At 57.3% G+C, this 21,247-nt stretch carries 21 protein-coding genes; 2 read left to right on the plus strand and 19 right to left on the minus strand.

Going from position 1 to position 21,247, the window contains the following annotated elements; all coding sequences use genetic code 11:
• The 10 genes from rlpA to leuS all read right to left on the minus strand — a co-directional run.
• Positions 1-646: endolytic peptidoglycan transglycosylase RlpA (rlpA, locus tag PFH44_RS14700; protein ID WP_283825349.1), on the minus strand; the 646-nt coding region annotated here is incomplete at its 3' end.
• A gap of 10 nt (positions 647-656) precedes the next feature.
• The gene (gene mrdB / locus PFH44_RS14705; RefSeq protein ID WP_045854461.1) at positions 657-1,769 is read right to left on the minus strand and encodes a peptidoglycan glycosyltransferase MrdB; all 1,113 of its coding nucleotides are present in this window, start codon (positions 1,767-1,769) and stop codon (positions 657-659) included.
• Positions 1,769-3,670 (minus strand): peptidoglycan DD-transpeptidase MrdA, encoded by a 1,902-nt coding sequence (mrdA, locus tag PFH44_RS14710; protein ID WP_045854462.1) that lies wholly within the window; start codon positions 3,668-3,670, stop codon positions 1,769-1,771. Before mrdA ends, mrdB begins: the two co-directional genes overlap by 1 nt.
• A 27-nt stretch (positions 3,671-3,697) precedes the next feature.
• Positions 3,698-4,165 (minus strand): 23S rRNA (pseudouridine(1915)-N(3))-methyltransferase RlmH, encoded by a 468-nt coding sequence (gene rlmH / locus PFH44_RS14715; RefSeq protein ID WP_041144581.1) that lies wholly within the window; start codon positions 4,163-4,165, stop codon positions 3,698-3,700.
• Between the two features lie 3 nt (positions 4,166-4,168).
• The gene (gene rsfS / locus PFH44_RS14720) at positions 4,169-4,486 is read right to left on the minus strand and encodes a ribosome silencing factor (protein WP_004859547.1); all 318 of its coding nucleotides are present in this window, start codon (positions 4,484-4,486) and stop codon (positions 4,169-4,171) included.
• A 209-nt stretch (positions 4,487-4,695) separates the two neighbouring features.
• On the minus strand, positions 4,696-5,325 hold the full coding sequence (locus PFH44_RS14725) for an adenosylcobalamin/alpha-ribazole phosphatase (protein WP_283825350.1): 630 nt from the start codon (positions 5,323-5,325) through the stop codon (positions 4,696-4,698).
• Between the two features lie 56 nt (positions 5,326-5,381).
• Positions 5,382-6,032 carry a nicotinate-nucleotide adenylyltransferase gene (nadD, locus tag PFH44_RS14730; protein WP_045854464.1) on the minus strand — a complete coding sequence of 217 codons (651 nt, stop codon included), beginning with the start codon at positions 6,030-6,032 and terminating at the stop codon, positions 5,382-5,384.
• Complete coding sequence (gene holA / locus PFH44_RS14735) at positions 6,025-7,056, minus strand: DNA polymerase III subunit delta (protein ID WP_283825351.1); 1,032 nt, start codon at positions 7,054-7,056, stop codon at positions 6,025-6,027. The genes nadD and holA overlap by 8 nt, the downstream gene beginning before the upstream one ends.
• Positions 7,056-7,640 carry an LPS assembly lipoprotein LptE gene (gene lptE / locus PFH44_RS14740; protein WP_283825352.1) on the minus strand — a complete coding sequence of 195 codons (585 nt, stop codon included), beginning with the start codon at positions 7,638-7,640 and terminating at the stop codon, positions 7,056-7,058. The genes holA and lptE overlap by 1 nt, the downstream gene beginning before the upstream one ends.
• Positions 7,641-7,654: 14 nt before the next feature.
• Complete coding sequence (leuS, locus tag PFH44_RS14745) at positions 7,655-10,339, minus strand: leucine--tRNA ligase (protein WP_283825353.1); 2,685 nt, start codon at positions 10,337-10,339, stop codon at positions 7,655-7,657.
• A gap of 225 nt (positions 10,340-10,564) precedes the next feature.
• Between leuS and PFH44_RS14750 the strand changes: the two genes are divergently transcribed.
• Entirely contained in the window at positions 10,565-11,047 is a 483-nt protein-coding gene (locus PFH44_RS14750) for a zinc ribbon-containing protein (RefSeq protein WP_041147547.1), read from the plus strand.
• 59 nt (positions 11,048-11,106) lie between these two features.
• On the opposite strand, the gene PFH44_RS14755 is transcribed toward PFH44_RS14750, so the two are convergent.
• From PFH44_RS14755 to miaB, 9 genes are all read right to left on the minus strand, one after another.
• The gene (locus PFH44_RS14755) at positions 11,107-11,832 is read right to left on the minus strand and encodes an amino acid ABC transporter ATP-binding protein (RefSeq protein WP_045854468.1); all 726 of its coding nucleotides are present in this window, start codon (positions 11,830-11,832) and stop codon (positions 11,107-11,109) included.
• On the minus strand, positions 11,832-12,506 hold the full coding sequence (gene gltK, locus PFH44_RS14760; RefSeq protein WP_041144588.1) for a glutamate/aspartate ABC transporter permease GltK: 675 nt from the start codon (positions 12,504-12,506) through the stop codon (positions 11,832-11,834). The genes PFH44_RS14755 and gltK overlap by 1 nt, the downstream gene beginning before the upstream one ends.
• Positions 12,507-12,508: 2 nt before the next feature.
• Positions 12,509-13,249, minus strand: coding sequence for an amino acid ABC transporter permease (locus PFH44_RS14765; RefSeq protein ID WP_045854469.1), 741 nt, complete (start codon positions 13,247-13,249; stop codon positions 12,509-12,511).
• Between the two features lie 163 nt (positions 13,250-13,412).
• A complete protein-coding gene (locus PFH44_RS14770) occupies positions 13,413-14,324 on the minus strand; it encodes an amino acid ABC transporter substrate-binding protein (RefSeq protein ID WP_283825355.1) in 912 nt (303 codons plus the stop codon).
• 375 nt (positions 14,325-14,699) lie between these two features.
• Positions 14,700-16,238 (minus strand): apolipoprotein N-acyltransferase, encoded by a 1,539-nt coding sequence (gene lnt / locus PFH44_RS14775; RefSeq protein WP_045854471.1) that lies wholly within the window; start codon positions 16,236-16,238, stop codon positions 14,700-14,702.
• Positions 16,239-16,406: 168 nt separating this feature from the next.
• Positions 16,407-17,285, minus strand: a complete 879-nt coding sequence (corC, locus tag PFH44_RS14780; protein ID WP_041144592.1) for a CNNM family magnesium/cobalt transport protein CorC — start codon at positions 17,283-17,285, stop codon at positions 16,407-16,409.
• 98 nt (positions 17,286-17,383) lie between these two features.
• The gene (ybeY, locus tag PFH44_RS14785; RefSeq protein WP_041144593.1) at positions 17,384-17,851 is read right to left on the minus strand and encodes an rRNA maturation RNase YbeY; all 468 of its coding nucleotides are present in this window, start codon (positions 17,849-17,851) and stop codon (positions 17,384-17,386) included.
• A complete protein-coding gene (locus PFH44_RS14790) occupies positions 17,848-18,894 on the minus strand; it encodes a PhoH family protein (RefSeq protein ID WP_041144594.1) in 1,047 nt (348 codons plus the stop codon). The genes ybeY and PFH44_RS14790 overlap by 4 nt, the downstream gene beginning before the upstream one ends.
• A gap of 180 nt (positions 18,895-19,074) precedes the next feature.
• The gene (gene miaB / locus PFH44_RS14795; RefSeq protein WP_041144595.1) at positions 19,075-20,499 is read right to left on the minus strand and encodes a tRNA (N6-isopentenyl adenosine(37)-C2)-methylthiotransferase MiaB; all 1,425 of its coding nucleotides are present in this window, start codon (positions 20,497-20,499) and stop codon (positions 19,075-19,077) included.
• A gap of 291 nt (positions 20,500-20,790) precedes the next feature.
• Here miaB and PFH44_RS14800 point away from each other — a divergent pair.
• Positions 20,791-21,247 (plus strand): FAD-dependent oxidoreductase (locus tag PFH44_RS14800; protein ID WP_283825356.1); only part of this gene is annotated, 457 nt, incomplete at its 3' end.

Below are 21,247 nucleotides of genomic sequence, written 5' to 3' on the forward strand. Positions count from 1 at the left end.
CGGCGGTTTGCGGCGGCTGATCGGTCGAGACGCCGCTGCCGCCGTCCAGATCCGGACGTGCCGGCAAGGCATAAGTTTGTTTCGCCACGGTGGTACAGGCCATTCCCGGACCCGAGAGCGAGCCGTCCTGCGCGACGATAATAGGATCGATGCGCACCTTGGTATTATTCGAGGTGTTCAGCCGGTCGGCGGAGGCGCGCGAAAGCGATATCACGCGATCGTTGCCGTACGGGCCGCGATCGTTGATACGCACCACGATCATGCGGCCGTTTGCGACGTTGGTAATACGCGCGTAGCTGGGGATCGGCAGCGTAGGGTGCGCGGCGGTGAGCTGGGTAGGATCGAAGGCCTCACCGGATGCGGTCAGGTTGCTGTTGGGCTCAGCGTCATAAATCGCCGCCAGGCCAGTCTGGGTAAAATTAGACGGGTCCTGCACGATTTTATAGCTTTTACCGTCGCGTTCGTAATCCTGATTTGCCGTCGGATTCGGCGCTTCATAGTGCGGATCGGCGCCGCTGATTTCTACGCTTGGGCCATTACAAACCGCCGGCTGCGGTGTGCTGACGGTTTTTTGTTGAACGTCTTCACCCGAACATGCCGCCAGCAGCCCTGCTGCTATGCAGATCCCCAGCCATTGCTTACGCATTGCGAACCCCTTAAACGCTTTTCGACAACATTTTTCTGTGGGTGTGGATCGACATTACGATACCAAACCCGGCCATCAATACGATCAGGGCTGAGCCCCCGTAGCTCACCAGCGGCAACGGTACCCCCACCACTGGCAAAATACCACTCACCATACCAATATTTACGAAGACATAAACGAATAAAATCAACATTAAACCACCGGCCATGACCCGGCCAAAGGTGGTTTGTGCCTGGGCGGCGATCCACAGCCCGCGCATTATGAGCAGGATATAGAGCGCCAGCAGAACCAGCACGCCAATCAGCCCAAGCTCTTCGGCCAGCACCGCGAAGATAAAGTCGGTATGGCGCTCCGGCAGAAACTCCAGCTGCGACTGGGTGCCGTGTAGCCAGCCTTTCCCGCGCAGTCCGCCGGAACCAATAGCAATTTTAGACTGGATTATGTGATAGCCGGCGCCCAGCGGGTCAGTTTCCGGATCGAGCAGCATCATAACGCGCTGACGCTGGTAGTCGTGCATCAGGAAGAACCACAGAATCGGGATAAACGCGGCGACCAGCACCACCGCTACGCCGATCAGGCGCCAGCTCAGCCCGGAAAGGAACAGCACAAACAGGCCGGACAGGGCGATAAGGATTGAGGTCCCAAGGTCAGGCTGCGCCGCAACCAGCAGAGTCGGCAGGAAAATCAGCACCAGCGCAATGGCGGTATTTTTCAGCGAGGGCGGGCAGACGTCGCGGTTAATAAAGCGCGCCACCATCAGCGGAACGGCGATTTTAGCAATTTCCGAGGGCTGGAAACGGACGACGCCGAGATCCAGCCAGCGCTGGGCGCCTTTCGAGATAGCGCCGAAGGCATCCACCGCCACCAGTAAAATAATACAGAAGATATAGAGATAGGGCGCCCAGCCTTCATACACGCGCGGCGGGATTTGCGCCATGACGATCATAATCACGATACCCATCGCGATTTGGCCAATTTTACGTTCCATCATCCCGATATCCTGGCCGCTTGCGCTCCAGATAACCAGCGCGCTATAGGTCAGCAGCGCCAGCAGTATCAGCACCATGGTGGGATCGAGATGGATTTTATCCCATAGCGATCTTTTGTTTGGATTATCGGTCATTATTGATCCTCCCCCGCCGTCACCGCCGGATTTTCACTCGGCAGATTCGTATTGTTATCGCCCAGCATTATGTGATCGAGAATCTGGCGCATAATCGTCCCGACCGCCGGGCCTGCGCCGCCGTTCTCGAGAATGATCGCCACGGCAACCTGGGGGTTGTTGTAAGGAGCAAACGCCGTCATGAGTTTGTGGTCACGCAGGCGCTCGGCGATTCTGTGCGCGTTATAGGTCTCATTGGCCTTCAGGCCGAATACCTGTGCCGTACCGGATTTCGCCGCGATTTTATAAGGCGCGCTGGCGAAGTACTTATGCGCGGTACCGTTGCCACGGTTGGCCACGCCGAACATTCCGTCTTTGGCTATCTCCCAGAAACCGGAGTGAATATCGCCCACCGGCGGCTCGTGCGGCTGAACCCAGGGTACCTGCTTGCCGTCTTCGACGGTGCTTTGCAGTAGATGGGGCACTTTTACCACGCCGTCGTTAATCAGGATCATCAGCGCCTTGTTCATCTGAATCGGCGTGGCGGTCCAGTAGCCCTGACCGATACCGACCGGAATAGTGTCCCCCTGATACCAGGGCTTTTTAAAGCGCTTCAGCTTCCATTCACGAGTGGGCATATTCCCGGAGCGCTCTTCTGACAGATCGATGCCGGTATAGTGGCCGTAGCCGAATTTATTCATCCATTCCGACAGGCGGTCGATGCCCATATCATAGGCAACCTGATAGAAATAGGTATCCGCAGACTCTTCCAGCGCTTTGGTCACGTTCAGGTGCCCGTGGCCCCATTTTTTCCAGTCGCGATAGCGTTTGTCCGAACCGGGCAGCTGCCACCAGCCGGGATCGAACAGGCTGGTATTGCGGGTGATGACGTTGGCGCTCAGCGCCGAGACGGCAACGTAAGGTTTCACCGTCGAGGCCGGAGGGTAGACCCCCTGCGTGGCGCGGTTGACCAGCGGCGTATTCGGATCGTTGAGCAGCCCGGAGTAGTCCTTGCTGGAGATCCCGTCCACGAACAGGTTCGGATCGTAGCTCGGGGTGGAAACCAGCGCCAGAACGCTGCCGGTGCGCGGATCGGTGACCACCACCGCGGCGCGGCTGCCGGCCAGCAGCGTTTCAATATACTGCTGCAGCTTAAGATCGAGGGTTAAATAGATATCGCGCCCGGCCTGCGGCGGCACCTCTTTGAGCTGACGAATGACGCGGCCGCGGTTGTTGACCTCGACCTCTTCGTAGCCGGTCTGCCCGTGCAGGACGTCTTCATAGTAGCGTTCGATACCCAGCTTGCCGATATCGTGGGTTGAAGCGTAGTTAGCCAGCTTGCCCTCTTTATCCAGGCGATCGACGTCTTTATCGTTAATTTTTGAGACATAGCCGATAACGTGGGTGAGGGCGGAGTTGTAGGGGTAATAGCGGCGCTTATAGCCTTTCACTTCGACGCCGGGAAAGCGATACTGATTGACCGCGAAGCGGGCAACCTGCACTTCGGTCAGGTTAACCTTGACCGGAATGGAGGTGAAGCGGTGGGAACGCGAGCGTTCCTTTTTAAAACCGGCAATATCATCATCCGTGAGGTCAATGACGTCACGCAGCGCGTCCAGCGTCTGCTGCACGTTATCGACCTTCTCCGGCATCATTTCCAGCTGATAGATGGTGCGGTTCAGCGCCAGCGGCGTGCCGTTACGGTCATAGATAATGCCGCGGCTTGGCGGGATGGGAACCAGCTTGATGCGGTTTTCGTTCGAGCGCGTCTGGTAGTCCGTGTAGCGGACTATCTGCACGTTATAAAGATTGGCAACCAGTATGCCGGAAAGCAGCAAAATCCCCAAAAAAGCGACCAGCGCCCGGCGCACAAACAGCGAGGATTCAGCCGTATAGTCGCGGAAAGAATTCTGTAATTTCATTCGCTGCTTAGTCTACCCTGGTCATCATTATTCACGGTGGTAAGGGTGGTTGGTTGTAATGCTCCACGCCCGATACAGGCTCTCCGCAACCAGTACGCGTACCAGCGGGTGAGGCAAGGTCAGGGTGGAGAGCGACCAGCTCTGTTCCGCCGCGGCTTTACACGCCGGAGAAAGCCCCTCGGGGCCGCCGATCAGCAGGCTGACGTCGCGGCCATCTTGCTTCCAGCGCTCCAGCTCACGCGCTACCTGCGGCGTATCCCAGGGTTTCCCCGGAATATCCAGGGTCACGATGCGGTTTTTACCCGCGGCTGCCAGCATCATCTCCCCTTCTTTTTCGAGGATACGCTTGATATCGGCATTTTTACCACGCTTACCGGCGGGGATTTCCAACAGCTCGAACGGCATATCTTTTGGAAAACGACGCAGATACTCACTAAAGCCGGTCTGAACCCAGTCCGGCATTTTGGTGCCAACGGCCACCAGCTGCAGCTTCACGCATTAACTCCAGAGTTTTTCCAGCTCGTAAAGACGACGGCTCTCTTCCTGCATGACGTGAACCATGACGTCGCCAAGATCGACAACAATCCAGTCGGCGGCGCTTTCACCTTCTACGCCCAGCGGCAGCATGCCGGCGGCGCGAGACTCTTGTACCACGTGGTCGGCGATGGACATTACGTGGCGCGTAGACGTGCCGGTGCAGATAATCATGCAATCTGTAATGCTGGATTTGCCATGAACGTCAATGGCTACGATGTCCTGACCTTTCAGGTCATCAATTTTGTCGATAACAAAATCCTGGAGTGCTTTACCCTGCAAGAGTTCCCCCTGGGTGAGTGAAGAGTGAAAATAATAAACAGCCCGGCAGTATACCTGAACTCATAAAAAAGTCGGGATAAATGTCTGCCAACCGGCGTTGGAGGCGGCTATCATCCCATCCATCGCCGCTGATTGCATCGCCATTTTTGTAAAACATCCGTATGGCGGATACCTTCAGGCTGCGGAGAATAGCAGCCTGCTCCGACCTGTCAATGGTCTGGACTGAATTCTTCTTCCGCTCGCCAGACGGCCCGGCTATTTAGTACCCGCAGCGTGGCGAAATCTGCGTGCAGATCGAGCATGCACCACGCGCCGTGCTCGATGGGGAAACGCCACATCGCCGCCGCCGGCATCTCCAGCAGCAGGGCGGTTAACAGGCTAAGCGCTCCCTGATGGCCGACGATGAGCAGATGGTCAAGATGCTGATACTGCGCCAGCGCCTCGCGAAATGCCGCGACCCGCCGGGCAAAATTCTGAAAACTTTCGCCGTTGGTGGGCGCCGCGTGCTGCCAGTCCGCGCACCAGGCGGCATAGTTTTCCGCATCTTCATGCTGCAAATCCCGATGGTGGCGCATTTCCCAGTCGCCGAAGAACATCTCGTTGAGATCGGGGATAAGCTCGCGGGGGATCGCCCGCTCGCCCAGCAGCAGGTCGGCGGTGCGCTGGGTGCGCTCGAGCTCGCTGCAAAGAACGCGGTCAAACGCCACCGCCTGCAGCTGCTGACCAAGCCGGAGGGCCTGGGCCTCGCCGCGTTCGGTGAGGGGAGTGGGGGCGCGTCCGCTGTACAGACCGGCTGCGTTAGCCTGGGTTTCGCCATGACGAACTAACCATAGTTTCATGATTATCCTCACTGAGCCGAAAGGTGAGACGCTAAATTACCCGGCGGCGCCGAGGATTAGCAATAAAGCTTTTGCTGATGAATGTAGTCCAGGACGGCCGCCGGCAGCATATCGGCACAGGATTCGCCGCGTTCAAGGCGCTGGCGAATGAGGGTGGCCGAAATATCAAACCACGGCGTTTCCGCCAGATAGATAGCCCCGGCGGGGCGGCGGCGCAGCTGCTCGACATCGTGGGTTAAATGCTTATCGAGCCACTGCTGGTCCTCCGGGCGCTGCATCACCAGCGGATAGCCCGGACGCCGGCAGACGATCAGGTGCACGTTATCCAGAATGCTGGCGTAGTTGTGCCAGGTGGGGAAGGTGAGCAAAGAGTCCTGGCCGATGATAAATGACAGCGACGGCTTTGGCCCCTGCTCCTGGCGCCACTCCTGCAGCGTTTGCGCCGACCAGGACGGCGTCTGGCGCTGCAGCTCGCGATCGTCGAGCACGAACAGCGGCTTATCAGCAATAGCCAGTTCGAGCATATGCCAGCGCTGGGCGCTGGTTGCCTCGGGCTGGGGACGATGCGGCGGCACGTTGTTAGGAACGATGATCACTTTCCCCAGGCCTATCTGATTCGCCAGAATTTCGACCGGTTTGAGGTGACCGTAATGCACCGGATCGAAGGTGCCTCCGTACATGGCCTGCAGCTGAGTCATATCAACCATCGATAAACACGTCCGCCAGCGCTTTGTGGCAGAGCAGTAAAGAAAGGCTCTCTAATTCGGGCCAGATGCTGGTTCCGTAGTCCTGCTTGAAGGTGAGCTCCGCTCGGGTAAGCAGGGTAACGGCCTGACGCAGCTGATCGCCGCCGAGGCGAGTGAGCGCGTCGGTTAACAGCGGCCGGCGGTTTTGCCACACGCGATGCTTATCGAACAGCGAGCGCAGCGGCGTATGGGCCGACTGGCGCTTCAGGTTCACCAGCAGCAGCAGCTCTCGCTGCAGCGTGCGCAGGAGGATCGCGGGCTCGCTCCCCTCGAGGCGCAGCTGCTGCAGAATATGCAGCACGCGCTTGCTTTTGCCCGCCAGCAGCGCATCGACCCAGTGATACGGCGTAAAGTGGGCGGCATCGTTAACCGCCTGCTCCACGCGCGGCAGCGTGAGCTTGCCGTCCGGCCACAGCAGTGACAGCCGTTCCAGCGCCTGAGATAGCGCCAGCAGGTTGCCTTCGTAGCAGTAGCACAGCAGCTGGCTGGCCGCGTCGTCAAGCTGCAGGCTGCTGTGCTTAGCGCGCGCGGCGAGCCAGCGCGGCAGCTGGGCATATTCCGGCGTCTGGCAGCTTACCTGCACCGCACGGCTGGCGAGGGCGGTGACCCACGCGGCGTTCTCCTGCGCTTTGGTCAACTTATTGCCGCGCACAATCAGCAGCAAATCGTCATGCAGCATGCCGATAAGGGCTGCCAGCTGTTCGTTAATGGCCGCATTGGGGCCATTTTCAGGCAGGATCAGGAGCAGCGTTTGGCGGCTGGAGAACAGGCTCATTGCCTGACTCAGCGAGAAGAGAGCGTGCCAGTCGGTGCCGGCATCAATCGTCGCGGTATGGTGTTCAATAAAGCCCTGAACGGCAGCGGCTTCGCGAATCGCATCCTGACTTTCCTGCAGCAGCAGAGGATCGCTACCCAGCAGTAAATAGGCCGCGCGCAGCCCTTCATTGAGCTGCGCGCGGAGCTGTTCCGGGTACAACCGAATCATCAGTTACCCAGCGTGGTGGCGACGCGAGTGCCGGAGGTGGAGGAGGTCGTGGTGACCGGCTTCTCCTCGCCTTTGGTGGCTTCGACATCCGCAACGTGAACGCTCGGCAGCTTACGAATCAGCTGCTCTGCCGCTTTGTCGTACATCTCCTGGATAATCATATCCTGCTCGGCATCCTTCGCTAACGCCGCCTGCGGGTTATCGAAGAACGAGCGGTAGACTTTCGTCGTGATCGGATAGATATCATGACCCGGGATCAGCACGCTGGCGTGAACCGTCATCACCATCTGGTACTCAGCGGTACGTCCGTCCTGGAAAATGGAGGCCGTATCTTTCTGAATAGACGATGATTCCAGACGCAGAGAAGGAACATCCTTACGCAGCGTGCTGCCATCGATCAGTTCAACCCCGTTCAGGCGCAGCTGGTTACGCACCGAACGGCTCAGCGGCCCGTTCGGATCGCCCGACTGGAAGATCATGGTTTTCATTGCGGTTGGGACCTGGGTAGTACTGCGCAGGTGCCAACCGCATCCGGCGGTGATTAACACCGCCAGAGATAACAACAATGTTGCCAGATATCGCACGCTTCCTCCTGCGCTTAGCCAACGACCAGATTGAGCAGTTTGCCCGGAACGTAGATCACTTTACGTACGGTGACGCCGTCGAGATACTTCGCGACCAGATGTTCCTGACCCGCGCGGGCGCGGACCTGATCTTCGGTGGCATCGACCGGTACGGTAATTTTACCACGAACCTTACCATTAACCTGGACGACGACCAGGGTAGTATTTTCAACCATGGCGCTCTCGTCGGCGACCGGCCACGGTGCGCTGTCGATATCGCCTTCGCCGCCCAGCTCCTGCCATAAGGTGAAGCTCGCGTGCGGGGTGAACGGGTTGAGCATACGCACCACCGCCAGCAGCGCTTCACGCATCAGCGCGCGATCCTGCTCGCCTTCCTGCGGCGCTTTCGCCAGCTTGTTCATCAGCTCCATGATCGCCGCGATGGCGGTGTTGAAGGTCTGACGACGGCCGATATCATCGGTCACTTTCGCGATAGTTTTGTGCACGTCGCGGCGCAGCGCCTGCTGATCTTCGCTCAGGCTGGCAGCGTCGAGGGCAATGGCCGGGCCCTGAGTCGTGTGCTCGTAGACCAGCTTCCAGACGCGCTTGAGGAAGCGGTTCGCCCCTTCAACGCCGGACTCCTGCCATTCGAGAGTCATATCTGCCGGAGAGGCGAACATCATGAACAGACGCACGGTATCCGCGCCGTAGCGCTCAACCATCACCTGCGGGTCGATGCCGTTGTTCTTCGACTTGGACATTTTGCTCATGCCGGTATACACCAGCTCGCGGCCCTGCGGATCGAAGGCCTTAACGATACGGCCTTTCTCGTCGCGCTCGACGGTGGCATCAACCGGGGAGACCCAGTTACGCTCGCCGTTTTCGCCGACGTAGTAGAACGCGTCCGCCAGAACCATCCCCTGACACAGCAGCTGCTTAGCCGGCTCGTCAGAGTTAACCATACCCGCGTCGCGCATCAGCTTGTGGAAGAAGCGGAAGTACAGCAGGTGCATGATCGCGTGTTCGATGCCGCCGATATAGATATCAACCGGCAGCCAGTAGTTCGCCGCTTGCGGATCCAGCATGCCCTGGTCGTACTGCGGGCAGGTGTAGCGCGCGTAGTACCAGGAGGATTCCATAAAGGTATCAAAGGTATCGGTTTCACGCAGAGCAGGCTGGCCGTTGACGGTGGTTTTAGCCCACTCAGGGTCGGCCTTAATCGGGCTGGTGATGCCGTCCATGACCACGTCTTCAGGCAGGATAACCGGCAGCTGATCTTCCGGGGTCGGCATGACCGTGCCGTCTTCCAGGGTGACCATTGGGATCGGTGCGCCCCAGTAGCGCTGACGGGATACGCCCCAGTCGCGCAGACGGTAGTTCACCTTACGCTCGCCGACGCCTTTTTCGACCAGTTTATTAGTAATAGCAACGAAGGCTGCTTTGAAGTCGAGGTTATCGAATTCACCTGAGTTGCAGCAAACACCGTCTTTCTCAAAATAAGGTTGTGCGATCTCGTCGCTTAGTAAGCGCATGAATTCTGCACGTTGTTCTGAAGTTAGCGGTTCGAAGTCCCCTGGATGTTTAGCTGACTCTAAACCTCTACTTAATACATCTTCATAACCAATCTGTAATGGCGATTTGATTACACGTTTTATCGGCAAACCATATTTTGTGGCAAACTCATAGTCGCGCTGGTCGTGGCCCGGAACCGCCATCACCGCGCCGGTACCGTACTCCATCAGCACGAAGTTGGCCGCCCATACCGGAATAGCTTCGCCGGTCAGCGGGTGAATGGCTTTAAAGCCGGTATCGACGCCTTTTTTCTCCATCGTCGCCATTTCAGCTTCTGCGACTTTGGTGTTGCGGCATTCGTCGATAAACGCAGCCAGCGCCGGGTTATTGGCTGCCGCCTGCTGCGCCAGCGGGTGGCCCGCGGCTACGGCCAGGTAGGAGCAGCCCATAAAGGTATCAGGACGCGTGGTGTAGACGGTCAGCTTGTCGGCGTAGTCGTTAACGTTGAAGGATATTTCGACCCCTTCAGAACGGCCGATCCAGTTGCGCTGCATGGTCTTGACGGTATCCGGCCAGTGATCCAGATTATCCAGATCTCTTAGCAGCTCGTCGGCGTAGGCGGTAATTTTGATAAACCACTGCGGGATCTCTTTACGCTCAACTTTGGTATCGCAGCGCCAGCAGCAGCCGTCGATAACCTGTTCGTTGGCGAGCACGGTCTGGTCGTTAGGGCACCAGTTCACCGCGGAGGTTTTCTTATATACCAGGCCTTTTTTATACAGTTCGGTGAAGAACTTCTGCTCCCAGCGGTAGTATTCCGGGGTGCAGGTCGCCACTTCACGGCTCCAGTCGTAGCCGAAGCCCAGCTTTTTCAGCTGGTTTTTCATGTAGGCGATGTTGTCATAGGTCCACGGCGCCGGCGCCGTATTGTTTTTTACCGCCGCGCCTTCTGCAGGCAGGCCGAACGCATCCCAGCCGATGGGCTGCAGGACGTTTTTACCGAGCATACGCTGGTAGCGGGCAATCACATCGCCGATGGTGTAGTTACGCACGTGGCCCATGTGTAGTCGGCCAGAAGGATAAGGTAGCATCGACAGGCAGTAGTACTTCTCTTTGCTCTCGTCTTCAGTGACTTCAAATGTACGATTATCGTCCCAGTGAAGCTGGACTTTCGATTCTATCTCTTCCGGGCGGTATTGCTCTTGCATGGCAGCCAGTGGTCCTGTTTTCAATACAGCTACAAATGTAGCCAATGGATGTGTTATTTCAGATCGGCATAGCATAGCCCAAACGCCCACGTCAAAACAGCCTTTCGCACATTAACATCGGCAAAAGCGGCGCAGAATATTTAGCGACTCTGTGGCCTGAATGGCAAAGCAACCGGCAGATAACGTCTATTATTAGAATAAGTTAACCACACAGGAGGCGAAATGATGAACAAGGTTGCTCAATTCTACCGCGAGCTGGTGTCAACGCTCAGCGAACGGTTACGCAGTGGAGAGCGTGATATAGACGCGCTGGTGGAGCAGGCGCGGGTGAGAATCAGCCAGTCCGGTGAGTTAACGCATCGCGAAGTTGAGACGCTGACTAAGGCGGTAAGGCGCGATCTGGAAGAGTTCGCCCGCAGCTATGAAGAGAGCCATGATGAGCTAACGGACAGCGTATTTATGCGGGTTATAAAGGAGAGCCTGTGGCAGGAGCTGGCCGATATTACCGATAAAACCCAGCTTGAGTGGCGCGAGGTGTTTCAGGACCTGAATCACCACGGCGTGTACCAGAGCGGTGAGGTGGTTGGGCTGGGCAATCTGGTGTGCGAGAAGTGTCACCACCATCTGGCGGTTTACACCCCGGACGTGCTGCCGCGCTGCCCGAAGTGCGGCCACGATCAGTTCCAGCGCCGGCCGTTTGAACCTTGATATTCCGCGTTGAGTATCGCCGTAAACAGCGCGCACGAGAGCCCGTGCGCGCCTGACCGTTAGTGGAGGATTTTGGCGAGGAAGTCCTTGGCGCGCTCGGACTGCGGGTTGGCGAAAAATGCTTCCTTGTCAGCATCTTCGACGATCTTCCCTTCATCCATAAAGATAACCCGGTTGGCCACCTTGCGCGCGAAGCCCATTTCGTGGGTGACGACCATCATGGTCATGCCTTCGTTTGCCAGTTCGACCATGACGTCCAGCACTTCGTTGATCATCTCCGGATCCAGCGCCGACGTTGGTTCGTCAAACAGCATGGCAATCGGATCCATGCACAGCGCGCGGGCGATGGCGACGCGCTGCTGCTGGCCGCCTGAAAGCTGCGCCGGGTATTTTTCCGCATGGGCGGAAAGCCCCACGCGCTCCAGCAGCTTCAGGCCTTTGGCGCGGGAAGCGGCTTTATCGCGGTTGAGCACTTTGACCTGCGCCAGCGTCAGGTTGTCGATAATCGACAGATGCGGAAACAGCTCAAAGTGCTGGAATACCATCCCGACGCGTGAGCGCAGCTTCGCGAGGTTGGTCTTTTTATCGTTCACCTGAGTGCCGTCAACGGTTATCTCGCCCTGTTGAATCGGCTCCAGGCCGTTAACGGTTTTAATCAGCGTGGATTTTCCCGAACCGGACGGCCCGCAAACCACCACCACTTCGCCTTTTTTCACTTCCGTGGAGCAGTCGGTCAGCACCTGAAAGTGACCATACCATTTTGAAACGTTTTTCAGGGTAATCATTACACAGTCCTTTTCTTCAACCAGCTGACCAACAGCGATGCGCTGAGACTAATTGCAAAATAAACGGCACCTGCGAACAGGATCATTTCGACCTGGGTTCCGTCACGCTCGCCGATCGTGGACGCGGTGCGGAAGAAATCTGCCAGGCTCAGAACATAGACCAGCGAGGTATCCTGGAACAGGACGATCCCCTGGGTTAACAGCAGCGGCACCATCGCGCGAAAGGCCTGCGGCAGGATAATCAGCTTCATCGACTGCCAGTGGGTCATCCCCAGCGCCAGCGCGGCGCTGGACTGGCCGCGGGAGATACTCTGGATGCCGGCGCGGATAATTTCCGAATAGTACGCGGCTTCAAACATGGAGAACGCAATCATGGCCGAGATAAGCCGGATATCGGTCTTCGGCGACAGGCCAAGCACGTTCTGTAAAAAGCCGGGAACAATCAGATAAAACCACAGCAGCACCATCACCAGCGGGATGGAGCGGAAGACGTTAACGTAGGTTTTGGCAAACCACGCCAGCGGTAAAAAGCTCGATAGACGCATGACCGCCAGCAGGGTGCCCCAGACGATACCGATAACGATGGCGATAACGGTGATTTTCAGGGTGATAACCAGTCCCGCCAGCAGATACGGCATGGATGGAACGATAGAACTCCAGTCAAAATCATACATAGCTATTTGCCCCCCAAATTGCCCGGCAGGCGAACTTTGCGCTCAACCACATACATAATCAGCATAATCACCGCGTTAATGAACACATAGGCGAGGGTAATGGCGGTAAACGACTCCCAGGCGTGGGCGGAGTAGTCCAGCAGCTTGCCCGCCTGCGCCGCCATGTCCGCCAGCCCGATGGTGGAGGCGATGGCCGAGTTTTTTACCAGGTTCATCATTTCCGACGTCATCGGCGGGACGATAACCCGATAGGCGTTGGGCAGCAGAACGTAGCGGTAGGTTTGCGGCAGGGTGAGACCCATTGCCAGCCCGGCGTTTTTCTGCCCGCGCGGCAGCGACTGGATCGCCGCTCGCACCTGCTCACACACGCGTGCGGCGGTAAACAGCCCGAGGCAGAGCATGGAGGAGATAAAGAACTGAATATTGGGATCCAGCTCGGATTTAAACCACATGCCGATATTTTCCGGCAGCAGTTCCGGCACCACCAGGTACCAGGTAAAGAACTGCACGATCAGCGGAACGTTACGGAACAGTTCGACGTAGCAGGTGCCGATGCCGGATAGCAGTCGATTTGGGGCGGTACGTAAAATACCGAATAGCGAGCCGACGAAAAAAGCGATGATCCAGGCGGTAACCGACAGGGCGACGGTGACCTGAAAGCCGCTCCATAGCCAGCCCAGATAGGTGGTGTTGCCGAACGGGGCCTGTTGCAGGAATATCCCCCAGTTCCAGTCTATTGACATAAATGACTCCTGGAAAAAAAAGGGTAGCAGCGCTACCCTCGAAGATCCTTGCCCAGCGTACTTCGGTGTTCGCGGCGGCTGGGGAACGACCAGCCGCCGTATAGTCTGTCCGTGCTGTGACAACAATCGGGAGGGCAGGATTTCCCGCCCCTTGTTGTTTTAATTAGTTAAGAGCTTTGTCATTTGGTGATTTGAACAGCGCCTTCATATCTTCAGAGAGTTCGAAGTTCATATTCAGGTTCTTCGGCGGGATTGGGTTCTTGAACCACTTGTCGAACCATTTTGCCGCTTCGCCAGAGGTCTGCGCCTTGGCAACGGTGTCGTCTACCAGGGTTTTGAACTGCGGGTCATCTTTACGCAGCATGCAGCCGTAGGCCTCTTTGGACTGCGGCGTGCCGATAATTTCCCAGTTATCCGGCTTCTTGGCCTTGGCACGTTCGCCGGCCAGCAGGGCGTCATCCATCATAAAGGCCACCGCGCGGCCGCTTTCCAGAGTACGGAAGGAGTCGCCGTGATCTTTAGCGCTGATGATGCGCATATTCATTTTTTTCTCGTCGTTCAGCTTGTGCAGCAGAATTTCTGAGGTGGTCCCGGAAGTCACCACCACGGCTTTATCTTTCAGGTCAGCAAAATCTTTGATCGCGCCGCCCTTTTTCGCCAGCAGGCGGGTGCCGACGACAAAAATGGTGTCAGAGAAAGCCGCCTGTTTCTGCCGCTCCAGGTTGTTGGTGGTGGAGCCGCATTCGAAATCGTAGGTGCCGTTTTGCAGCAGCGGAATACGGTTCTGCGAGGTGACCGGAATCAGTTTTACCTGCAGGTCAGGCTTGTTCAGCTTCTTCTTGATAGCATCGACGATGGCGTTGGAGTAATCCTGCGAGTAGCCGACGACCTTCTGCTGGTTATCGTAGTAGGAGAACGGCACGGATGATTCACGATGGCCAACCACGATCACGCCGTTTTTGGCAATTTTATCCAGAGTGCTCTGGCCTGTAGCCGGTGCGGCATCTTCCGCGTGCGCCAGGCCGGCGGTCATACCCATGACCAGCATTGCTGTGGCCAGTTTACGTAATTGCATATCCAACTCCTTATCCGCAGCGCCAGGGACGCCATTGATGCCCATTGTGATTGTGTGTGAGCTTTATTATCGCTGCCGCCTTTAAGTGCAGCGTTTGTATGTGTTTGTTAGCATTTAGTTTGGCTTAATGTAAAGATTTTGCTGTGATATTGTTTATTTTTGCGAAGTGCTCCGCACCATTTAAAGGCAAAAATCGCTCATTGCACCAAAATAGCGCGCGGCAGGTCTGCCTGTGGTGCAACCCGGTTGTACCAGCAGCCATAGCGGCGCGACGTAAGTATATTAAGCAATGAGCGTGCCAGATTGGGCGGGAAGGGAGAATTCCCCGGTGACGGGCATCACCGGGGCAGGCGGAGAGTATCCGCTAAGCAGGGATTAGCGGCGGCGCTGACGCAGGCTCATCAGCAGGGCGCCAAAGCCAAACAGCGCGGTCAGCGCCCACAGCGGCCAGTTGCCGGTGCGGGCGTACGGCGTCAGGCCCGTCGTCGGAGTGACCTTAGTGGTGAGCACGGCGCGGGTGAACTGCGGGATCATGTCTTGAATTTCACCCCGCGGGCCAATGACGGCGGTAATGCCGTTATTGGTGCTGCGCAGCAGCGGACGCGCCAGCTCCAGCGCGCGCATGCGCGCCATCTGGAAGTGCTGCCACGGGCCTATCGACTTGCCAAACCAGGCGTCGTTGGAGATGGTCAGCAGGAAGTCGGTATCCGGGCGGAAATTATCGCGCACCTGCTCACCGAGGATTATCTCGTAGCAGATAGCGGCCGTTAGCTTCAGGTTATGCGCCACCAGCTGCGGCTGAACGTACGGGCCGCGGCTAAAGGAGGACATCGGCAGATCGAAGAACGGTGCCAGCGGGCGCAGAATCGATTCCAGCGGCACAAATTCGCCAAACGGAACCAGATGGTTCTTGTTATAGCGATCCGTGGAGTCGTAGCTGTAAGGGTTATCCTTGCCCAGCGTAATGATGGTGTTGTAGGTATCGTATCGGTTCTGCTTGTTCAGTCGGGCATCGACGATGCCGGTGACCAGCGAACTGTTTTTCGACCGCAGCAGGTCATCCATCATGGTGAGGAAATTCTGCTGATTGATCTCCAGATCCGGAATGGCGGATTCGGGCCAGATAATCAGCTGGGATGAGCCCATATGCGGCTGGGTCAGATCCATATAGGTCTTCAGCGTGTTGAACAGCTGCTTTTCATCCCACTTCAGGGCCTGCGGAATATCCCCCTGCACCAGCGACACTTCGGTCGCGCGCTCGGGCAGCAGCTGATACCACTGAATGTAGCGCAGCGGGAAGGGCAGGGCGAAGAGCACCGCGGCGATAATCAGCGGTTTCCAGCGACGCTCGACGGCGGCCAGCGCCAGCAGACCGCTGACGACCATCAGCAGGAAGTTAATCGCCTCAACGCCCACGATCGGGGCCAAGCCCTTCAGCGGGCCGTCAATCTGGCTGTAGCCGAACTGCAGCCACGGGAAGCCGGTCAGCACCCAGCCGCGCAGAAACTCGGTGATTTGCCAGACTACGGGCGCGGCGATGGCGACGCGCAGCCAGCTGGTTTTAGGCCACAGGCGGGAGAGCAGACCACCAAACAGCCCGGTGTACAGCGACATGTACGCCGCCAGCAGCACCACGAGGAATACGTTGACCGGGCCAGGCATGCCGCCAAACTGCGCGATGCTGACGTAAACCCAGTTGATCCCCGAACCGAACAGCCCCATGCCCCAGAAGAAACCAATCCAGGCGCTCTGCAAAGGACGACGGTTAAGGGTTAAGCCCTGCAGGCCGATGAGCGAAATAATCGCCGCGGGCCAGATGTCATAAGGAGAAAAAGCCAGCGTTCCGCTGGCTCCGAATAATAGCGCCAGCAGCAGACGTACGCGCTGGCGTTCGAGAAGAGAGGCAAATACCATTTAGGTTAATCGTCCCGTTAAATTAGAGCCAGGCTCATTAGACTATTTTATTTGCCAGTTTGCGCCTGGGCAGTGCTCAGATCCTCACGTACTACCTGTACGCTCCGGTTCTTGCGCGCTGTCCGTGCCCAAACTGGCGGCAACAATGACGCCTACTGAGTCAGGCTCTTAGTCTTCCAGCTTCGGCTGCGGCGCGTCGTCAGGAAGTTTGACATGTACCTGGATAATACGTCGGCTATCGGCCATTGCGACCTTGAATTGGTAACCATCAATGTCGATAGACTCGCCGCGAGCCGGCAGATGGCCAAAGGCCTGCATCACCAGCCCGCCAATGGTATCAACCTCTTCATCGCTGAAGTGGGTGCCGTAGGCTTCGTTGAAGTCTTCAATCGAGGCCAGCGCGCGGACCGTCCAGGTGTGGCGGCTCAGCTGACGAAAATCGATATCTTCTTCTTCATCGTATTCGTCTTCGATTTCACCGACGATAAGCTCAAGGATGTCTTCAATGGTCACCAGACCGGAGACGCCGCCAAACTCATCGATAACGATAGCCATATGATAACGCTGGGAGCGGAACTCTTTCAGCATGCGGTCAACCCGCTTGCTTTCAGGCACGACAACCGCCGGGCGTAACACTTGTTCCATGCTGAAGGCTTCGGAATTGCTGCGCATAAACGGCAGCAGATCTTTGGCCATCAGAATCCCTTCGATGTGATCTTTGTCTTCGCTGATCACCGGGAAACGCGAGTGGGCGGATTCGATGATGACATCGAGGCACTCGTCCAGGGTCTGGTTGCGTTTCAGGGTAATCATCTGCGAGCGGGGGATCATAATATCGCGGACGCGCTGGTCGGCGATATCCATTACCCCTTCGAGCATATCGCGCGTATCTTCGTCGATAAGGTCGTTTTGCCCGGAATCACGGATCAGCGCCAGCAGTTCATCACGGTTTTTGGGTTCTCCGTGAAAGAGCTGGCTGAGTAACAGGGAGAAGAATCCCTTTTTGCTGTTTACTGTGTCACTACTGTGTGAGTTGTCGTCGCTCATGGCGTCGTGTGGGTTCTCATGTTAGTTAAATCGTCGCCCGTCGCGCGTATACTCAGCGCCCGGCATAGCGGCCAGTCGCCGGCAAAGCCGGCGGCAGGTTATTCCTTCTCGGCAATGTACGGATCCTCATAGCCCAGAGCAAGCATTATCTCTGTTTCAAGGCTTTCCATCTCTTCCGCTTCTTCATCAACGATATGGTCATAGCCCAGCAGGTGCAGACTGCCGTGAATCACCATATGCGCCCAGTGCGCTTCCAGCGGTTTTTCCTGCTCTTTCGCTTCCTGCTCAACCACCTGGCGGCAGATGATCAAATCGCCGAGCAGCGGCAGCTCGATGCCCGGTGGCGCTTCGAAGGGGAACGACAGCACGTTAGTCGGCTTATCCTTGCCGCGATAGGTCAGATTTAGCTCGTGGCTCTCGGCTTCGTCTACCAGGCGAACGGTCACTTCCGACTCTTCCTGGAACTGAGGGATCACGGCATCCAGCCAGCGCTGAAACTGCGCTTCATCCGGCAGCCCGCCGTTCTCTTCGCAAGCCAGCTGTAAATCGAGAATAACCTGACTCATTTTTGCTCCTGTTCCTGGGCTTCGCGTTTGCGCTCGGCGGCCAGTTCTGCTTTACGTTTTTGATCCGCCTCTTCCCACGCCTCATAGGCGTTAACGATGCGGGCCACCACCGGGTGGCGCACGACGTCTTCACTATTGAAGAAGTTGAAGCTGATTTCATCGACTTCCGCCAGCACTTCGATAGCGTGACGCAGGCCAGATTTGGTGCTGCGCGGCAGGTCAATCTGGGTGACGTCGCCGGTAATCACCGCTTTAGAGTTAAAGCCGATACGGGTCAGGAACATCTTCATCTGCTCGATGGTGGTGTTCTGGCTCTCATCGAGAATGATAAAGGCGTCGTTCAGCGTACGGCCGCGCATATAGGCCAGCGGCGCGACTTCAATCACGTTGCGCTCGATCAGCTTCTCAACTTTCTCAAAGCCCATCATTTCGAACAGCGCGTCGTACAGCGGGCGCAGGTAGGGATCGACCTTCTGGCTCAGATCCCCCGGCAGGAAGCCCAGCTTCTCTCCGGCCTCAACGGCGGGGCGGGTCAGCAGAATACGGCGCACGTCCTGACGCTCCAGGGCATCGACCGCGGCGGCAACCGCCAGATAGGTTTTCCCGGTGCCGGCAGGGCCGACCCCGAAGGTGATATCGTGGTCGAGGATGTTGGCGACGTACTGCGCCTGGTTTGGCGTGCGGGGCTTAATCACGCCGCGCTTGGTCTTGATATTAATGGCCTTGCCGTACTCCGGGACGCTCTCGGCGCTCTGCTCGAGCACGCGGGCCTCTTTGATGGCAAGGTGAATCTGCTCCGGCTCGATATCGTTAATCTGCCCGCGCATGGGGGCGGTATCGACGTACAGGCTGCGCAGAATATCCGCCGCCGCGTTGACGCATATTGGGCGTCCGGTCAGCTTAAAGTGGTTGTCACGGCGGTTGATTTCGATGCCCAACCGGCGCTCAAGCTGTTTGATGTTGTCGTCAAACGGGCCGCACAGCCCAAGCAGGCGTGCGTTGTCCGCTGGTTCCAGGGTGATTTCGCGAGTTTCTGTGTTCAAGCTGTTCCTCTTATCTGCGTTTTGCCGGGAGATAAACGGGTATAGCCGCCATCTTGCAGGCGATACCCCGGCGGGTAAGGAAATTATTCACGTCACGGGAATATGGCGCAAGCATTGCTATGAATATTGGGTCCGGGAGAGGAAATACAAGGCCTGCCGGAGCCGGCAGGCCTGAACGGATTAAGGCTGATAAAGCGTGGCGCCCGAATCGTTTTCTTTGCGGGTCCGCGCGATAACCGATTGCGGTGATTCCACAATGCGCAGGCCCATCTCCTCTTCGGTACGCACGATTTTTCCGCGCAGCGAGTTGGTATAGACGTCGACGATCTCGACGTCGACAAACTTGCCGACCATATCCGGCGTCCCTTCGAAGTTGACGACCCGGTTATTTTCGGTGCGCCCGGTGAGCTCCATAATGCTCTTGCGGGAGGTGCCTTCGACCAGAATACGCTGGGTGGTGCCGAGCATCCGGCGGCTCCAGGCCATCGCCTGCTGGTTGATGCGCTCCTGCAGAATATAGAGGCGCTGTTTTTTATCTTTTTCCGGGACGTCGTCGACCATATCCGCCGCCGGCGTGCCCGGACGCGCGGAGAAGACAAAGCTGTAGCTGACGTCAAGATTCACGTCGGCAATCAGCTTCATGGTCTTCTCGAAATCGTCGTTGGTTTCACCGGGGAAGCCGACGATAAAGTCGGAGCTTATCTGGATATTTGGCCGCGCTTCGTACAGCTTGCGCACGATGCCTTTATATTCCAGCGCCGTGTGGGTGCGCCCCATCAGGTTCAGCACGCGGTCAGAGCCGCTCTGTACCGGCAGATGCAGGAAGCTTACCAGCTCCGGAGTGTCGCGGTAGACGTCGATAATATCATCGGTAAATTCGATCGGGTGGCTGGTGGTGAAGCGAATGCGGTCGATCCCGTCGATCGCCGCCACCAGACGCAGCAGATCGGCAAAGCTGCCGGTGGTGCCGTCGTAGTTTTCGCCGCGCCAGGCGTTAACGTTCTGCCCCAGCAGGTTGACCTCGCGGACGCCCTGAGCCGCCAGCTGGGCAATCTCGAACAGGATATCGTCAGAAGGACGGCTGACCTCTTCACCGCGGGTATAGGGCACCACGCAGTAGGTACAGTATTTGTTGCAGCCTTCCATAATCGAGACGAACGCGGTTGGCCCGTCGGCGCGGGGTTCTGGCAGGCGGTCAAACTTTTCGATCTCCGGGAAGCTGACGTCAACCACCGGCCGGCGGTTGCCGCGCACCGAGTTAATCATTTCCGGCAGACGATGGAGCGTCTGCGGACCAAAAATAATATCGACATAGTGGGCGCGCTGACGGATGAGCTTGCCCTCCTGCGAGGCGACGCAGCCGCCGACGCCGATAATCAGGTTGGGATTTTTTTCTTTCAGTAATTTCCAGCGGCCCAGCTGGTGGAAGACTTTTTCCTGGGCCTTCTCGCGGATTGAGCAGGTATTGAGCAGCAGGACGTCCGCTTCTTCCGCGATTTCAGTGAGCTGATACCCGTGCGTGGCATCCAGCAGATCGGCCATCTTTGATGAATCGTATTCGTTCATCTGACAGCCCCAGGTTTTAATATGGAGTTTTTTTGTCATCGACATGCTCATGCTCAATTATAGATATCCAAAATGACGGGTACAGACGCTCTATGAATTTCGAATTGCAGGCGGCAGGCCCGGGAGGTCCCAGCATCATAGGTCGCTATGCGACTGGGGCGAGCGGGTGCAGCCAGGGCACCTGCAATTTGAAAAACGACGAGTATAGCCAGGATTGCAGGGGGCACATTGTAATGCTTTGGGGGTGCCCTGACCAGCGCGAGCGTAATCACCGCAGGGCGCCTGAAAATCCGGTAAACTGAATGGATTGAGGTTTTAAGGATAATTGCCATGACAACTCACGCAACGGATGTCGCCATTATTGGCGGTGGAATGGTCGGCGGCGCCCTGGCGCTAGGGCTGGCACAGCACGGTTTTACGGTAACGGTCATCGAGAAGGCCGCGCCGGCGGCTTTTGACCCGACCCAGCCGCCGGACGTGCGCATTTCGGCGATCGGCGCTTCTTCCGTCGGGCTATTAAAAAGCCTCGGCGTCTGGGAGACGATACGCGCGATGCGCGTGCATCCGTATCGTCGGCTGGAGACCTGGGAGTGGGAAGCGGCTCACGTCTCCTTCGACGCCGCGGAGCTGGCGCTCTCTGAGCTGGGCTACATGGTGGAGAATAACGTGCTGCAGCTGGCTCTGTGGCAGGCGCTGGAGGCGCATGAGCAGGTTACGCTGCGGGTTGGCGTTTCGCTGCAGGCGCTGCAGCGCGAATCTGCGCATACGCTGTCTCTTATAACCATCT

This window comes from Klebsiella sp. Ech2A (assembly GCF_030078455.1).
Lineage (GTDB): Bacteria > Pseudomonadota > Gammaproteobacteria > Enterobacterales > Enterobacteriaceae > Klebsiella > Klebsiella terrigena.

Bases quoted from the DNA above. Each gene is read 5' to 3' on its own strand.
- PFH44_RS14765 (WP_045854469.1), bottom strand. From the start codon at position 13,249: ATGTCAATAGACTGGAACTGGGGGATATTCCTGCAACAGGCCCCGTTC.
- mrdA (WP_045854462.1), bottom strand. From the start codon at position 3,670: ATGAAATTACAGAATTCTTTCCGCGACTATACGGCTGAATCCTCGCTG.
- PFH44_RS14770 (WP_283825355.1), bottom strand. From the start codon at position 14,324: ATGCAATTACGTAAACTGGCCACAGCAATGCTGGTCATGGGTATGACC.
- mrdB (WP_045854461.1), bottom strand. From the start codon at position 1,769: ATGACCGATAATCCAAACAAAAGATCGCTATGGGATAAAATCCATCTC.
- leuS (WP_283825353.1), bottom strand. From the start codon at position 10,339: ATGCAAGAGCAATACCGCCCGGAAGAGATAGAATCGAAAGTCCAGCTT.
- PFH44_RS14725 (WP_283825350.1), bottom strand. From the start codon at position 5,325: ATGAAACTATGGTTAGTTCGTCATGGCGAAACCCAGGCTAACGCAGCC.
- nadD (WP_045854464.1), bottom strand. From the start codon at position 6,032: ATGGTTGATATGACTCAGCTGCAGGCCATGTACGGAGGCACCTTCGAT.
- gltK (WP_041144588.1), bottom strand. From the start codon at position 12,506: ATGTATGATTTTGACTGGAGTTCTATCGTTCCATCCATGCCGTATCTG.
- PFH44_RS14755 (WP_045854468.1), bottom strand. From the start codon at position 11,832: ATGATTACCCTGAAAAACGTTTCAAAATGGTATGGTCACTTTCAGGTG.
- holA (WP_283825351.1), bottom strand. From the start codon at position 7,056: ATGATTCGGTTGTACCCGGAACAGCTCCGCGCGCAGCTCAATGAAGGG.
- ybeY (WP_041144593.1), bottom strand. From the start codon at position 17,851: ATGAGTCAGGTTATTCTCGATTTACAGCTGGCTTGCGAAGAGAACGGC.
- corC (WP_041144592.1), bottom strand. From the start codon at position 17,285: ATGAGCGACGACAACTCACACAGTAGTGACACAGTAAACAGCAAAAAG.
- lnt (WP_045854471.1), bottom strand. From the start codon at position 16,238: ATGGTATTTGCCTCTCTTCTCGAACGCCAGCGCGTACGTCTGCTGCTG.
- miaB (WP_041144595.1), bottom strand. From the start codon at position 20,499: ATGACAAAAAAACTCCATATTAAAACCTGGGGCTGTCAGATGAACGAA.
- PFH44_RS14750 (WP_041147547.1), top strand. From the start codon at position 10,565: ATGAACAAGGTTGCTCAATTCTACCGCGAGCTGGTGTCAACGCTCAGC.